We start from the raw sequence: 15512 nt of genomic DNA on the forward strand, positions 1-15512 counted from the left end.
AGGACAACGACGTGCGATTCCCGAACCAACGTTTAGCGCAACTGTTCGATCTGTTGCAAAACGAGACGCTGCCGCAGGACGAGCTGGCGCAGCGGCTGTCGGTCTCCACGCGAACCGTCCGTGCAGATATCACCGCCCTGAACGCGCTGCTGGCAAGCCACGGCGCGCAGTTTATATTGAGCCGGGGCAACGGCTACCAGCTCAAAATTGATGATGCCCAGCGCTACCAGCAGCTGCAGGCCTCCCACCCGCGCGCGCTGCGTATTCCCCGGACCGGGCCGGAGCGCGTGCATTATCTGGTGGTGCGTTTTCTGACCTCGGCATTTTCTCTTAAGCTCGAGGATCTGGCGGACGAGTGGTTTGTCAGTCGCGCCACGCTGCAAAGCGACATGGCCGAAGTCCGCGAGTGGTTCCACCGCTATAACCTGACGCTGGAAACGCGTCCACGCCACGGCATGAAGCTGTTTGGCAGCGAGATGTCGACCCGCGCCTGCCTGACCGATCTGCTCTGGGAGCTGGCGCAGCAGGACAGCCTGAACCCGCTGGTGACCGACGTGGCGCTGAATGCGGGCGTGGCGGAGCAGATGGTGCCCGTGCTGCACGAGGCGCTGACGCGTCACCACATTCGCCTGACTGATGAAGGCGAGCTGTTCCTGCGCCTGTACTGCGCGGTGTCGGTGCGGCGCATCAGCGAGGGCTATCCGCTGCCGGAATTCCACGCCGAAGACGTGGAAGAGAACGTGCGCGAGGCGGCAAAAGATATCGCCGTCACTATCCAGCACCTGGCGGGCAAAGCGCTTTCGCCGTCGGAGGAGAGCTGGCTGTGCGTGCACATTGCGGCGCGGCAGATTCAGGAGATAGCCCCGAGCGCAATTAACGCGGATGACGATGAAGCGCTGGTCAACTACATCCTGCGCTACATCAACACCCACTATAACTACAACCTGCTCAGCGACGCGCAGCTGCACGCGGACCTGCTCACGCACATCAAAACCATGATCACCCGCGTGCGGTATCAAATCATGATCCCCAATCCGCTGCTGGATAACATCAAGCAGCACTACCCGATGGCGTGGGATATGACCCTCGCGGCGGTGTCGAGCTGGGGAAAATACACGCCGTATGCGATCAGCGAAAACGAGATCGGCTTCCTGGTGCTGCATATCGGCGTCGGGCTGGAGCGCCATTACAACATCGGCTACCAGCGCCAGCCGCGGGTGCTGCTGGTATGCGACGCCGGTAATGCGATGGTGCGCATGATTGAGGCGGTGCTGCAGCGTAAATACCCGCAGATTGAGGTGACGCGCACGCTCACCCTGCGCGAGTACGAGCTGGCGGAAACGATTGGCGAAGACTTTGTGATCGCCACCGCCCGCGTCAGCGAAAAGTCCAAACCGGTGGTGACGATCGCCCCATTCCCGACCGACTATCAGTTAGAGCAGATCGGCAAGCTGGTACTGGTGGACCGCACCCGCCCGTGGATGCTGGATAAATACTTCGACGCGGCCCATTTCCGCATTATCGACAAGCCGATCGATCAGCAAACGCTGTTTCGCGAACTGTGCGCGCAGCTTGAAGGCGAGGGGTTTGTCGGCGCGGAGTTCCTGGATTCGGTTGTTGAGCGTGAAGCCATCGTCAGCACCATGCTCGGCGACGGCATCGCGCTCCCGCACTCCCTCGGCCTTTTAGCGCAGAAAACCGTGGTCTATACCGTGCTCGCCCCGCACGGCGTTCAGTGGGGAGACGAAACCGCGCACGTCATCTTCCTGCTCGCCATCAGCAAAAGCGAATACGAAGAGGCGATGGCGATTTACGATATCTTCGTCACTTTCCTGCGTGAACGAGCGATGTCGCGCCTCTGTAGCTGCAGTGACTTTGCCGAATTTAAGGCGGTGGCAATGGAGAGTTTGAGTCGGTTTTGAGAGGCGTTATCCAGAATTCGATGTAATGCGAATGTAATGCTAAAATGCCTTACACATTCGATTTTACCGGAGGCATAATGGCCACGCTGAACGTCCGTCTGGATGACAAACTCAAAAACGAGGCTTATACCGTGCTGGAAAAACTCAATATCACCCCAACGGAAGCCGTACGATTACTGTTTCAGTACGTCGCGGAGACGGGACGTATGCCGGTGAAAACGGTCACCATTAGCGACAGTGAAGATGAACTGATACAGACGGTCCGGGAGCGACTGGCGAATCCGCAAAAGGGAATCAAGGTTAGTCTGGATGACTTATGAACTGGCATTTGACCCGAGGGCGTTAAAGGAGTGGAGCAAGCTGGGGGAAACTGTAAAAGATCAGTTTAAGAAGAAACTTGCGGACGTGTTGGTGAACCCCAGGGTCGAATCGGCCCGCCTGCATGGCCTGCCGGATTGCTACAAAATAAAACTCAGATCGCAGGGTTATCGTTTGGTCTATCAGGTTCAGGACAACGTTGTAACGATATTTGTTATCGCTATCGGTAAGCGAGAGAAATCAGCCGTTTATCATGATGCAAACAAACGGCTTTAGCGGTCATCGTAAATGGTGCACAACCTGGTTGCTGCTGCCGCGCCAGATCAGCGCAGGGTCTTTTAAATCCTGCACGAACTTGCCGTCGACCAGCACGTTAATCAGATCCACCACTTCCATTTGCTTCGCGTTCAGCTCATCCAGCCTGTATCCCGTCCAGACCCAGATATCTTTTCCCGTACACTCTGCCCGAATGCGCTTCACCAGCTTCAGGATATCCGGCACGTTTTGCGGGTGCAGTGGATCGCCGCCGGAGAGCGAGATCCCCTGGCGTTTGATGCGCGTGTCGTTCAGATCGCGGATGATTTTATCTTCCATCTCCGCGGTGAACGGCATGCCGGAATTCAGGCGCCATGTGCTTTTGTTGTAACAGCCGGGGCATTCGTGAACGCAGCCAGAGACGAACAGGGTGCAGCGGGTGCCGGGGCCGTTGACGATGTCGACGGGGTAGTACTGGTGATAGTTCATAGCGTTAACCTGATGCCCTCACCCCGGCCCTCTCCCACGAGGAGAGGGAGAAAACCGGAGTCAGGCTTAGCAATGTGCTCGATCGGTTTCCTCTCCCTTGAGGGAGAGGGGTAGGGTGAGGGGGAGAACCCTGCGCAGAACTTACCCGATCTGCCCATTCCCCAAATGCTTCACGCGACGCTTCACCTCTTCCTGCTTGCCGGCGTTAAACGGACGCGCGTCCGGGCTGCCAAGATAGCCGCACACGCGACGGGTTACGGAGACGCGGGCCGCATCGTGGTTGCCGCATTTCGGGCAGGTAAAGCCTTTGCTCGTACACTCAAACTCACCGGTAAAGCCGCACTCGTAGCACTCGTCGATTGGCGTGTTGGTCCCGTAATACGGCACGTGCTGATAGCTGTAATCCCACACGTCTTCCAGCGCCTTCAGGTTGTGCTGAATGTTCGGGTACTCGCCGTAGCAGATGAAGCCGCCGCTGGCGATCGGTGGATACGCTGCTTCAAAGTCGATCTTGTCGTACGGGTTCACCTTTTTCTCCACGTCGAGGTGGAAGCTGTTGGTGTAATACCCTTTGTCGGTTACGCCTTCCACAATCCCGAACTCGGCGGTGTCCAGACGGCAGAAGCGGTCGCACAGGTTCTCGCTCGGCGTGCTGTAGAGGCTAAAGCCGTAGCCGGTCTCCTCTTTCCACTGGTCAACCGCGTCGCGAAGGCGCTGAACGATGGCGATGCCTTTTTCGCGCAGGGCCTCGCTGTCGTACATATGCGTATCGCCAGCCAATGCGTTAATGGTTTCGTGAATACCGATATAGCCCAGCGAAATGGACGCGCGACCGTTTTTGAAGATCTCAGACACGTCATCGTCCGCTTTCAGACGCACGCCGCAGGCCCCTTCCATATAGAGGATCGGCGCGACGCGGGCTTTGACCCCTTCCAGGCGCGCGATGCGGGTCATCAGCGCCTTACGCGCCAGCTGCAGGCGCTCGTCCAGCAGCGTCCAGAATTCAGCTTCATTACCTTTCGCCTCCAGCGCGATGCGCGGCAGGTTGAGGCTGATCACGCCCAGGTTGTTACGCCCGTCGTGGATCTGCTCGCCGTTTTCATCTTCGTACACGCCGAGGAAGCTGCGGCAGCCCATTGGCGTTTTAAACGAACCGGTGACTTTGACGACCTGATCGTAGTTCAGGATGTCCGGATACATGCGCTTGCTCGCGCATTCCAGCGCCAGCTGTTTAATGTCGTAGTTCGGATCGCCAAACTTGTGGTTCAGGCCGTCGCGGATAGCGAATACCAGTTTCGGGAACACCGCCGTTTTGCGGTTCTTGCCGAGGCCGGAAATGCGGTTGCGCAGGATGGACTGCTGGATCAGGCGAGATTCCCAGCTGGTGCCCAGACCAAACCCGAAGGTCACAAACGGCGTCTGGCCGTTGGCGGTGTGCAGCGTGTTCACCTCATACTCCAGCGACTGGAAGGCGTCGTAGCACTCTTTCTCGGTGCGGGAGTGCGCGTAGCCGTCGGCGTCCGGGATCTGCCACTCTTCGGCCGTTTTACGATGCTTGTTGAAGCTTGCCGTCACGAACGGGGCCAGCACTTCATCAATGCGGTTAATGGTGGTGCCGCCATAAATATGGCTGGCGACCTGGGCGATAATCTGCGCGGTGACGGCGGTGGCCGTGGAGATTGATTTTGGCGGTTCAATCTCGGCGTTACCCATTTTAAAACCGTGGGTCAGCATGCCCTTCAGGTCGATCAGCATGCAGTTGAACATCGGGAAGAACGGCGAATAGTCGAGATCGTGGTAGTGAATTTCACCGCGCTCGTGCGCCGAGACCACGTCGCGCGGCAGCAGATGCTGACGGGCATAGTGTTTGGCGACGATACCGGCCAGCAGGTCGCGCTGGGTCGGGATCACTTTACTGTCTTTGTTGGCGTTTTCATTGAGCAGGGCGGAGTTGGTCTGCTCCACCAGGCCACGGATCTCCTGGTTCAGACGACCGCGCTTCTCACGCTGCACGTCACGATCGTGACGGTACTCAATGTAGGCGCGCGCCAGCTGCTTGTAAGGCCCCGCCATCAGCTGGTTCTCAACCGCGGTCTGGATCTCACTGATATCGACCTGGCTGCGTTCGTTCATCTGGCTGCTAACGACTTCTGCGACGGTGGCGCAGTAATCTGCGTCATCGACTCCCGCTGCTTTAGCTGCACGCAGAATGGCTTCCTGGATGCGCTCTGATTTAAACGGCACTTTACAGCCATCACGTTTCATCACATGCGGTGTCATGATCACTCCATTTTTTGAAAACAGGTTATCCACAGAGGTGGAGAAGTCTTCTCCGGGCGTATTCCCCGCCGGGCCAAAGACTTCCCGCGTTCCCAGCTTGTGTTATCCACAATTCCGGCCAGCGTAAGCGCCGTCTTGTTGTTGGAATAGTAGACGATAAATACAAGATGTTGGGTCGGCGTGCATTTTAAGTGCTACATATAGTGATTTGCATCAAACATGTTTGCGATTTATTTGATGCAGAACAAAGTAAAAAGACGAGAGTACAAACGGCGGGCGCTTCAGCGATTGTAAAGGCGCGAGAGAAAAATCTGATTAATTATTCAACAAAAACAGTAAAGTAAGCCGGGTGCTGGGCTGCACCCGGTAGAGAGAGAGTTACTGCTGCAACCACCAGACGGCTTCAAACGGACGGAGCAACGTAATTTGCGGTGCCGGATAGTTACTCATCAGCACCTGCGACTTAGCGCTGAGGGCGTCTGCCTGCCATTCCTGAGGCGTATTACTCAGGTTCGCCGCCACCATCAGCGTCTGCCCCTGCCACTGACGACGGTAGCACCAAAGAGAAGGATGTTCCGGCAGGAGATCCTCATAATCCCCCCACGTCAGCACCGGCAGAGTTTTGCGCAGGCTAATCAGCGACTGGTAGGTATAGAACACCGAATCCGGGTCGTCCAGCGCCGCGCGGGCGTTCACCGTCTCGTAGTTATCGCAGACGCCAATCCACGGCTCGCCCTCGGTAAAGCCCGCATTGTGCGACGCGTCCCACTGCATTGGGGTTCGCCCGTTATCGCGGGACTTACTCGCCAGAATCGCCAGCAATTCCTCCGGCTCGCGGCCATTGGCGCGCAGTTCGGCGAACATGTTCAGGCTCTCCACGTCGCGGTAATCGGTGATGCGGCTGAAGTGCGGGTTGGTCATCCCCAGCTCTTCGCCCTGATAGATATACGGCGTGCCCTGCATGCCGTGCAGCACCATGCCGAGCATCTTCGCGGCCTGTACGCGGTATTCTCCTTCGTCACCAAAGCGCGACACGATGCGCGGCTGATCGTGGTTACACCAGAACAGCGCGTTCCAGGCTTTGTTGTGCATCCCCTGCTGCCAGTGGCGGAATAGGGTTTTCAGCGCCACGAAGTTCGGCTTCGCCTTCGTCCACTTTTCGCCGCCGGGATAGTCCACCTTCAGGTGATGGAAGTTAAAGGTCATCGACAGCTCGCGTCCGTCGAGCGAGGCGTACTGCTGGCAGTTCTCCAGCGAGGTTGAGGACATCTCGCCCACCGTCATCAGGTTGCGCGGGGTGAAGACGTCGCGGCTCATCTCCTGCAGATATTCGTGAACGCGAGGCCCGTCGGTGTAGAAGCGGCGGCCGTCTCCGGTGTTGTCGTCCGGGAAATCCTGATCTTTTGAAATCAGGTTAATCACGTCGAGACGCAAGCCGTCCACGCCGCGATCGGCCCAGAACTCGCACACCTTTTTCAGCTCGGCGCGCACGGCCGGGTTTTCCCAGTTGAGATCCGCCTGCTCCGGGGCGAACAGATGCAGGTAATACTGCTCGCTCTCGGCGTGCCAGCGCCAGGCGTTACCGCCGAACTTGGAGCGCCAGTTGTTGGGAAGCTGCTCCGGCGTACCGTCGCGCCAGATGTAGAACTGGCGGTACGGGCTCTCTTTGTTCAGCGACTCGCGGAACCAGGCGTGCTGCGTGGAGGTGTGGTTAAACACCATGTCCAGCACGATGCGGATGCCGCGCTCGTGGGCCCTGGCAACCAGCTCGTCGAAATCATCCAGCGTGCCGTACGCCGGGTCGATGGCGGTGTAATTCGCCACGTCGTAACCGTTATCCACCTGCGGGGAGATATAAAACGGCGTCAGCCAGATGGCGTCGATGCCGAGGGTTTTCAGGTAGTCCAGACGCTGCGTCACGCCGCGCAGATCGCCGGTGCCGCTGCCGGAGGTATCCTGGAAACTCTTTGGGTAAATCTGATAGATGACGCCGTTTTGCCACCAGTGAGGAAGGGTATTCATAATGCGTTCCTGCAAATGCGAAGGGGCGCAACTGCGCCCCGAAAGAAGAAGTTAAACAATCTGCAGCGAGCCCTGACGGAACTTACGCTGGTAAACCACGGTGGTGAGCGCCATTGGGACGATGATTGCGATGGCCATCGCCAGGGCAAACACCTGCCAGTAAGCCGGCTGGATGGAGAGAATGCCCGGCAGGCCGCCGACGCCAATCCCGTTCGCCATCACGCCGTTCAGACCACACACCAGGCCCGCCAGACCGGAACCGATCATCGCGCAGAGCATCGGGAAACGGTATTTCAGGTTGATACCGTACATCGCCGGTTCGGTGACGCCGAGGTAGGCAGAGATGGCCGCCGGAACGGAGATCTCACGCTCGTTGTGCTTGCGGCTAACGATGATGATGCCGGTCACCGCCGACGCCTGCGCAATGTTAGACAGAGCGATAATCGGCCAGACCGGCGTGCCGCCAAGGCTCTGGATCATCTGCATATCAATGGCCAGCGTGGTCTGATGCACGCCGGTGATCACCAGCGGGGCGTACAGGAAGCCAAACAGCGCGGCACCGATTGGGGCGAAGCTGCCGGTCATCAGGTGACGCACCGCGAAGGCTACGCCGTCGCCAATCATGCGGCCAAACGGACCGATAAAGGCATGCGCCAGGAAGACAGCCAGAATCAGCGAGCAGACCGGCACCACCACCAGATAGAGGTAATCCGGCACGATGCGCTTCAGTCGCGTTTCAATAACGCCCAGCGCCAGCCCCGCCAGCAGGGCCGGAATGACCTGCGCCTGATAGCCCACTTTGGCGATGGTAAACAGGCCGAAGTTCCACACCTCAGGCACCTGCTGACCAAGTAAGTAAGCGTTCATTAACTGCGGAGAGACCAGCGTGACGCCCAGCACGATACCGAGGATCGGCGTGCCGCCCATCTTGCGCACCGCGGACCAGCAAATCCCGACCGGCAGATAGAAGAAGATCGCCTCGCCAATCAGCCACAGGAAATCGTAAACGGTTTTCAGCGCCGGATACATCTGCGCCAGGGTTTTGCCGTCGCTCATCGGTACATCGCCGATGACGTTACGGAAGCCCAAGATTAAGCCCCCGCTGATCAGCGCGGGCAGCAGCGGGAAGAAAATTTCCGCGAAGTGGGAAATCAGCTGCTCGTGCCACTTCATATTCTGGCGCGCGGCCTTCTTCGCCTGCTCTTTATCGGCGGAGGAGTGCCCGGTTGTCGCCAGCAGAGCCTGATAGTAATCGCCCACTTCGGTACCAATAACGACCTGGAACTGCCCGGCGTTGGTGAAGCAGCCTTTGACCATGGAAAGTTCTTCAATGGCCTTCGGGTTGGCTTTGGCCGGATCGTTCAGCACGAAGCGCAGGCGGGTAATGCAATGGCTGACGGTAGCGATGTTTTCGCGTCCGCCGACCAGGACGATCAGCCGATCGATATCTGCTTGTTTGACTTTACTCATCATGAAACCTCATGACAGATGGTGAGGGGGTGTAATGACCTGAGCGCAAGCCTACTCCTTCAGCGTGACGGCGAAAATGGGAACGTTCCCGAAATCAGGCGAAGATCACAATAATCAGTTTTAGAGGGGTTACGAAAGGTGGGCGGGAATGACGATCTGACGGGGCCCTGAACGCCCGTTTATCTGCTCGATCAGCTGAGCGGCGGCCTGTCTGCCGGACTCGGCGTAGCCAGGATCGACGGTGATGATCTCCGGGTGCAGAAACTTCATCAGCGGCGTGCTGCCGACGCTCGCCACCTGCAGGTTATCGATGCGCTGCTCCTGAAGATATTTGCTGGCACCCAGCGCCAGGGTATCCGTGGCGCACACCAGCGCCGTGGTTTGCGGCGTCAGTACGCTGGCGACCTGCTCGTAGCCCTGCTTCATGCCCAGCCCCGGCAGGGAGGCCACGGCGGAGAGATTGTGCTGTTTGCAAAAGGCCAGATAGGCCTCATGACGACGCTTGCCGGTGGTGACGTCCGCATGCGGGACGCCGAGGAAGCTGATGTGGCGATGGCCCTCGTCAAACAGGCGCTGCATCAGGGTAATGATCGCGCCCTCGTCGTCATAGCAGACGGAGGCAAACCCGTGTGCATCGCGCGCCAGCAGCACCAGCGAAGGCTGCCAGGGTTTCAGCATCTCGTCCTTAATGCCGGTAAAACCGAACAGCACCACGCCATCAATGTTGCGCCGCTGGAGCATCCCCAGATGCTCTTCAACCAGCTGCACAGAGAACTGGCTCTCCATCATGATCGGATCATACCCCTGCTCGTAGAAGGCGGGCAGCATGGTCTGCACGGCGAGGTTTTCAGACAGAGAGTCCAGACGCGAGACAATGATGGCGACGACTTTGTCACTCTGTCCGCGCATGGCGCGCGCGGAGCGGGAAGGGGAAAAACCGTGCTGATTCATGACCGCCTCAACGCGCTCGCGGGTGCGTTCGCTGACGCCGCTTTCGTTGTTCAGCACGCGTGAGACGGTCGATTTCCCCACGCCGCTTAAACGCGCGATGTCTTTAATCGTAAGGCGGTTCTGCATGCTGTATTCCCTGTAACAACGACGATGTAGTGAATTGAGCCTAATGCTATAGCGCGATTTCGCTATGGGCAAAGTCTGGTTTACGTTCGGTTTATTTGCAGGGGGGTATAATACCGCCCGAATAGCCATATAGGGTACGCTTAAATCCTTATACTGCGCGGCGACACCCTGTTTTTTTACTTACCGGAGGCTTCATGGATCCCGATCCCACACCTCTCCTGAACGGGAGAATGCGTTCTTTCCGGTAAGCCAGCTTTTGCTGTCTCACCGGCGTGAGGCAGCGACGTCTTAAACGTTCCTGCTTGAAAAATTGAGTGCCTCTCAGGTACGGCTTTGCCACGCCTGAAGGAATTGCTGCGTCCGCCCTGGCGGATGCGGAGGAATGATTATGTTTAAAAATATCACCCGGCAGCTGCAGGCGCTGCTGAGCCGCCACCTGCCACACCGTCTTGTTCAGCGCGACCCGCTGCCCAATGCCAAAAACATGGCGGGGGCGGCGATCCCCGCGTCCCTGGCCGAACGCTGCCTGAACGTGGCGGCAATGGATGAAAACGAAGTCTGGCGCGCGTTCGGCGGACACCCGGAAGGGCTAAACGCGGCCGAAGTGGAAAAAATCCGCGCCGTGCACGGCGATAACCAGATCCCGGCGCAAAAGCCGTCTCCGTGGTGGGTGCACCTGTGGCTCTGCTACCGCAACCCGTTCAACCTGCTGCTGACCGTGCTCGGCCTCATCTCTTACGCGACGGAAGATCTATTTGCCGCAGGCGTCATTGCCCTGATGGTGGGCATTTCCACGCTGCTGAACTTCATTCAGGAAGCCCGCTCCACCAAAGCGGCGGATGCCCTGAAGGCGATGGTTAGCAACACCGCAACCGTCTCGCGCGTGATTAACGATCTCGGCGAAAACGCCTGGGTGGAGCTGCCTATCGACCAGCTGGTGCCGGGCGATCTGGTCAAGCTGGCGGCGGGGGACATGATCCCGGCGGATTTACGCATCATCCAGGCGCGCGATCTTTTCGTGGCGCAGGCCTCGCTGACCGGGGAATCCCTGCCCGTTGAAAAGGTGGCGCGCAGCCGCGACCCGCAGCAGATGAACCCGCTCGAGTGCGACACCCTGTGCTTTATGGGCACCACGGTGGTCAGCGGCACCGCGCAGGCGATTGTTACCGCCACCGGGGGCAATACCTGGTTCGGTCAGCTTGCCGGGCGCGTCAGCGAGCAGGAGAGCGAGCCAAACGCCTTCCAGAAAGGCATTGGCCGCGTCAGCATGCTGCTGATCCGCTTTATGATGGTGATGACGCCGATCGTGCTGCTGATCAACGGCTACACCAAAGGCGACTGGTGGGAAGCGGCCCTGTTCGCGCTCTCCGTGGCCGTTGGCCTGACGCCGGAAATGCTGCCGATGATCGTCACCTCCACGCTGGCGCGCGGGGCGGTGAAGCTCTCTAAACAGAAAGTGATCGTCAAACACCTCGACGCCATTCAGAACTTTGGCGCGATGGACATCCTCTGCACCGATAAAACCGGCACCCTGACGCAGGACAAAATCGTGCTGGAGAACCACACCGATATCTCCGGCAAAACCAGCGAGCGCGTCCTGCACAGCGCGTGGCTGAACAGCCACTATCAGACCGGGCTGAAAAACCTGCTCGACGTCGCGGTGCTGGAAGGGGTGGACGAGGAATCCGCCCGCACGCTCTCCGGCCGCTGGCAGAAGGTGGATGAGATCCCGTTCGACTTTGAGCGCCGCCGTATGTCTGTGGTGGTGAGCGAGCAGACGGACGTGCACCAGCTGATCTGCAAAGGGGCGCTGCAGGAGATCCTCAACGTGTCGACTCAGGTTCGCTATAACGGCGACATCGTGCCGCTGGACGACACCATGCTGCGCCGCATCAAGCGCGTCACCGATAACCTGAACCGTCAGGGGCTGCGCGTCGTGGCGGTCGCGAGCAAGTTCCTGCCCGCGCGCGAGGGTGACTATCAGCGTATCGACGAATCCGATCTGATCCTCGAGGGTTACATCGCCTTCCTCGATCCGCCGAAAGAGACCACCGCACCGGCGCTGAAGGCGCTGAAGGCGAGCGGTATTACCGTGAAAATCCTTACCGGCGACAGCGAGCTGGTGGCGGCGAAAGTGTGCCATGAAGTGGGGCTGGACGCGGGCGACGTGGTAGTGGGGAGCGATATTGAACATCTCTCTGATGACGAGCTGGCGAAGCTTGCCCAGCGTACCACGCTGTTTGCCCGCCTGACGCCGATGCACAAAGAGCGCATCGTCACCCTGCTTAAGCGCGAAGGGCACGTGGTGGGCTTTATGGGCGACGGCATCAACGATGCGCCCGCGCTGCGTGCGGCGGACATCGGTATCTCCGTCGATGGCGCGGTGGATATCGCCCGCGAGGCGGCGGATATCATTCTGCTGGAAAAGAGCCTGATGGTGCTGGAGGAGGGCGTGATCGAAGGGCGCCGCACCTTCGCCAACATGCTCAAGTACATCAAAATGACCGCCAGCTCCAACTTCGGTAACGTCTTCAGCGTGCTGGTGGCGAGCGCGTTTCTGCCGTTCCTGCCGATGCTGCCGCTGCACCTGCTGATCCAGAACCTGATGTACGACGTGTCTCAGGTGGCGATCCCGTTTGATAACGTAGACGACGAGCAGATCCAGAAGCCGCAGCACTGGAACCCGGCGGATTTAGGGCGCTTTATGCTGTTCTTTGGGCCGATCAGCTCCATCTTCGATATCCTGACCTTCTGCCTGATGTGGTTTGTGTTCCACGCCAACACCCCGGAACACCAGACGCTGTTCCAGTCCGGCTGGTTCGTGGTAGGTCTGCTGTCGCAGACGCTGATTGTGCATATGATCCGCACCCGCCGCATTCCGTTCATCCAGAGCCGCGCCGCGTGGCCGCTGATTGTGATGACGGGGATTGTGATGGCGCTCGGCATCGCGCTGCCGTTCTCGCCGCTGGCGAGCTACCTGCAGCTGCAGGCGCTGCCGCTGAGCTACTTCCCGTGGCTGGTGGCAATCCTTGCGGGCTATATGGTGCTGACGCAGATGGTGAAAGGATTCTATGCGCGTCGGTATGGGTGGCAGTAACGGTGGCAGTAACGGCAGCACCGCCGGGCAGCTAGCTTTCCTCCCAAATTCAACAACCTGTGATCTCCGTCGGCGCATTCGCTTGACGACAAATTGAGCGCATGTTAACAGAATGTTTTGCCTTTATTTGGCCCGTCAGATAAGGAACATTCATGTTACGGTACAGTCTCTTAACCGCCGGGCTGATGCTCGGCGCCTCTGCGTTTGCCGCCCCGGCAGGCGATCTCCCCCTGATGCCCTGGCCTGCGAAGGTCGAACGCCCGACGACCCAGGGCGCGCTGGTGCTCAGCAACAACGTATCCATTAGCGTCAGCGGGGACGATCTCGGTGACGCCGTCAACCGCCTGCGCCAGCGCATTGCCCTGCAAACCGGCTGGACGCTGCAGCCGCAGGCTGAAAAGCCAGACAAACCGACTATCCGCATTGCCATCGCTAAAAAGGTAAAACCGCAGCCGCTGCCGGACAGCGATGAAAGCTATAGGCTCACGGTAGACGCCAACGGCGTCGATATCTCCGCCAACACTCGCTTCGGCGCGCTGCGCGCCATGGAAACGCTGCTCCAGCTGATGCAGAACGGCGCGGAAAACACCTCGCTGCCGTGGGTCACCATTGAAGATTCGCCGCGCTTCCCGTGGCGTGGGCTGCTGCTCGACTCGGCGCGTCACTTTATCCCGCTGTCGGATATCAAACGTCAGATCGACGGCATGGCCGCGGCGAAGCTCAACGTCCTGCACTGGCACCTGACCGACGACCAGGGCTGGCGTTTCAGCTCGAAGCGCTATCCTAAGCTGACGCAGCTTGCCAGCGACGGGCTGTTCTACACGCCTGAACAGATGCGTGAGGTGGTGCGCTACGCCGCCGAGCGCGGTATCCGCGTGGTGCCGGAGATCGACATGCCGGGCCACGCCTCGGCGATTGCCGTAGCCTATCCGGAGCTGATGAGCGCCCCGGGGCCATACGCAATGGAGCGCCACTGGGGCGTGCTGAAGCCGGTGCTGGATCCCACAAAAGAGGCAACCTACGCCTTTGCTGACGCGATGGTTAGCGAACTGGCGGCGATCTTCCCCGATCCGTATCTGCATATCGGCGGTGACGAGGTGGATGACAGCCAGTGGAAAGCGAACCCGGCCATTCAACAGTTTATGCGCGACAACAGGCTGGCGGACAGCCACGCGCTGCAGGCGTACTTCAACCGTAAACTGGAGACGATCCTTGAGAAGCATCACCGGCAGATGGTCGGCTGGGACGAGATCTACCATCCCGACCTGCCGAAAAGCATTCTGATCCAGTCCTGGCAGGGCCAGGACGCGCTGGGGCAGGTGGCGCAGAACGGCTACAAGGGCATTCTCTCCACCGGTTTCTATCTCGACCAGCCCCAGTCCACCGCCTATCACTACCGCAACGAAATTGCCCCGCAGGGTCTGAACGGCGTGGATGTGATTGCAGACACCGACAGCGTCCAGAGCTGGGCCTTTTCCATGCCGCGCCTGAAGGGCAAGCCGGTGGAGGGGAGCTTCACGCTGGTGAAAGGGGACGCAGGATGGCGCGGGTTTATTGATTTTGCCGGGAAATCGCGCCGCGCGGTGCAGGATATTGAATGGCGTGACGACAACCAGGTGACCTTCACCGTCGATACGTGGATGGGCGAGACGCGCCCGGTGGTCTCCGTCGATAACGACAAGCTCACCGGCTATTTCCTGGTGGGGAATACGCGCTACCCAATCAGCGGCACGCGTCTGGACGCGGTGCCGAAAGGCATTCCGCCGGTCGTGCCGGACGTGGCGAATCAGGCCAACCTGCTCGGCGGTGAAGCCGCGCTATGGGCGGAAAACGTGGTGGCGCCGGTGCTGGATATCCGCCTGTGGCCGCGCACCTTTGCGGTGGCGGAGCGGCTGTGGTCCGCGCAGGACGTCAACGACGTCGACAACATGTACACCCGCCTGCAGGCGATGGACAGCTGGTCGACGGTGTCGGTCGGGCTGCAGCAGCATACCCAGCAGCAGGTGCAGTTCACGCGCCTTGCCGGTAATGCCGACACGCTACCGCTGCAGATCCTCGCGCAGGCGGTAGAGCCCGCGCAGTATTACACCCGCCAGCACCTGAAGTTCCAGGCCGGAAACTACCATCAGTTCGAACCGCTCAACCGCTTTGCCGATGCGCTGAACGCTGAAAGCGCCACCGTGCGCCAGATGCACAAATGGGCGGACCGCCTGGTGAGCGATGCGGAAGACGCGGAAAGCGCCGACGCGCTGCGCCACGTCTTTAACCGCTGGCAGAGCAACACCAGCGACGCGCTGGCGCTAAGCGAAAACAGCTATCAGCTGAAGGCGATGAAGCCGGTGATTCAGGAGGTGGATAAGCTGGCCTCGATTGGCCTGCGGCTGACGGATCTGGTGGCGCGCCAGGGCACGCTGGATGACAAAGAGATAGCCTCGATTCAGAGCGAGCTGGATAACGCGGCGAAGGTTCAGGACGAGGTGGTGATTGCGGCGGTCTATCCGCTGGAGACGCTGCTCAGGGCGACGCGGAATCAGTAGCAAGCAACAAAAAAGGCAGCCTGGGCTGCCTTTTTTTATCGGGGA

10 protein-coding genes are annotated in these 15512 nt (G+C 59.3%); 5 read left to right on the forward strand and 5 right to left on the reverse strand.

The genetic code is table 11. The annotated features are described in order from the left end of the window. The first annotated feature begins 11 nt into the window (after nucleotides 1-11). The 3 genes from LA04_RS14125 to LA04_RS14135 all read left to right on the forward strand — a co-directional run bounded on the left by LA04_RS14125 (nucleotide 12) and on the right by LA04_RS14135 (nucleotide 2516). Complete coding sequence (locus tag LA04_RS14125) at nucleotides 12-1922, forward strand: BglG family transcription antiterminator (RefSeq protein WP_047652098.1); 1911 nt, start codon at nucleotides 12-14, stop codon at nucleotides 1920-1922. A gap of 77 nt (nucleotides 1923-1999) precedes the next feature. Then, a complete protein-coding gene (locus tag LA04_RS14130; protein ID WP_047652099.1) occupies nucleotides 2000-2242 on the forward strand; it encodes a type II toxin-antitoxin system RelB/DinJ family antitoxin in 243 nt (80 codons plus the stop codon). Continuing rightward, on the forward strand, nucleotides 2232-2516 hold the full coding sequence (locus LA04_RS14135) for a type II toxin-antitoxin system RelE family toxin (RefSeq protein WP_047652100.1): 285 nt from the start codon (nucleotides 2232-2234) through the stop codon (nucleotides 2514-2516). The genes LA04_RS14130 and LA04_RS14135 overlap by 11 nt, the downstream gene beginning before the upstream one ends. Nucleotides 2517-2519: 3 nt before the next feature. Here LA04_RS14135 and nrdG read toward each other — a convergent pair whose 3' ends face one another. From nrdG to treR, 5 genes are all read right to left on the reverse strand, one after another. Next, nucleotides 2520-2984: an anaerobic ribonucleoside-triphosphate reductase-activating protein gene (nrdG, locus tag LA04_RS14140; protein WP_047652101.1), complete on the reverse strand. Its 465-nt coding sequence runs from the start codon at nucleotides 2982-2984 to the stop codon at nucleotides 2520-2522. 141 nt (nucleotides 2985-3125) lie between these two features. Beyond that, the gene (gene nrdD / locus LA04_RS14145; protein WP_032662478.1) at nucleotides 3126-5264 is read right to left on the reverse strand and encodes an anaerobic ribonucleoside-triphosphate reductase; all 2139 of its coding nucleotides are present in this window, start codon (nucleotides 5262-5264) and stop codon (nucleotides 3126-3128) included. A 378-nt stretch (nucleotides 5265-5642) separates the two neighbouring features. After that, nucleotides 5643-7286 carry an alpha,alpha-phosphotrehalase gene (gene treC, locus LA04_RS14150; RefSeq protein ID WP_047652102.1) on the reverse strand — a complete coding sequence of 548 codons (1644 nt, stop codon included), beginning with the start codon at nucleotides 7284-7286 and terminating at the stop codon, nucleotides 5643-5645. 51 nt (nucleotides 7287-7337) lie between these two features. Beyond that, a complete protein-coding gene (gene treB, locus LA04_RS14155) occupies nucleotides 7338-8756 on the reverse strand; it encodes a PTS trehalose transporter subunit IIBC (protein ID WP_047652131.1) in 1419 nt (472 codons plus the stop codon). A gap of 129 nt (nucleotides 8757-8885) precedes the next feature. Continuing rightward, the gene (gene treR / locus LA04_RS14160; RefSeq protein ID WP_047652104.1) at nucleotides 8886-9833 is read right to left on the reverse strand and encodes a trehalose operon repressor TreR; all 948 of its coding nucleotides are present in this window, start codon (nucleotides 9831-9833) and stop codon (nucleotides 8886-8888) included. A 388-nt stretch (nucleotides 9834-10221) separates the two neighbouring features. Here treR and mgtA point away from each other — a divergent pair, with 388 nt between their 5' ends. Next, nucleotides 10222-12930, forward strand: coding sequence for a magnesium-translocating P-type ATPase (gene mgtA, locus LA04_RS14165; RefSeq protein WP_047652132.1), 2709 nt, complete (start codon nucleotides 10222-10224; stop codon nucleotides 12928-12930). Nucleotides 12931-13082: 152 nt separating this feature from the next. Next, complete coding sequence (locus LA04_RS14170; RefSeq protein WP_047652106.1) at nucleotides 13083-15467, forward strand: beta-N-acetylhexosaminidase; 2385 nt, start codon at nucleotides 13083-13085, stop codon at nucleotides 15465-15467. The last annotated feature ends 45 nt before the right edge of the window (nucleotides 15468-15512 follow it).

Source organism: Enterobacter sp. UCD-UG_FMILLET, assembly GCF_000762975.1.
GTDB classification, from domain to species: domain Bacteria; phylum Pseudomonadota; class Gammaproteobacteria; order Enterobacterales; family Enterobacteriaceae; genus Enterobacter; species Enterobacter dykesii.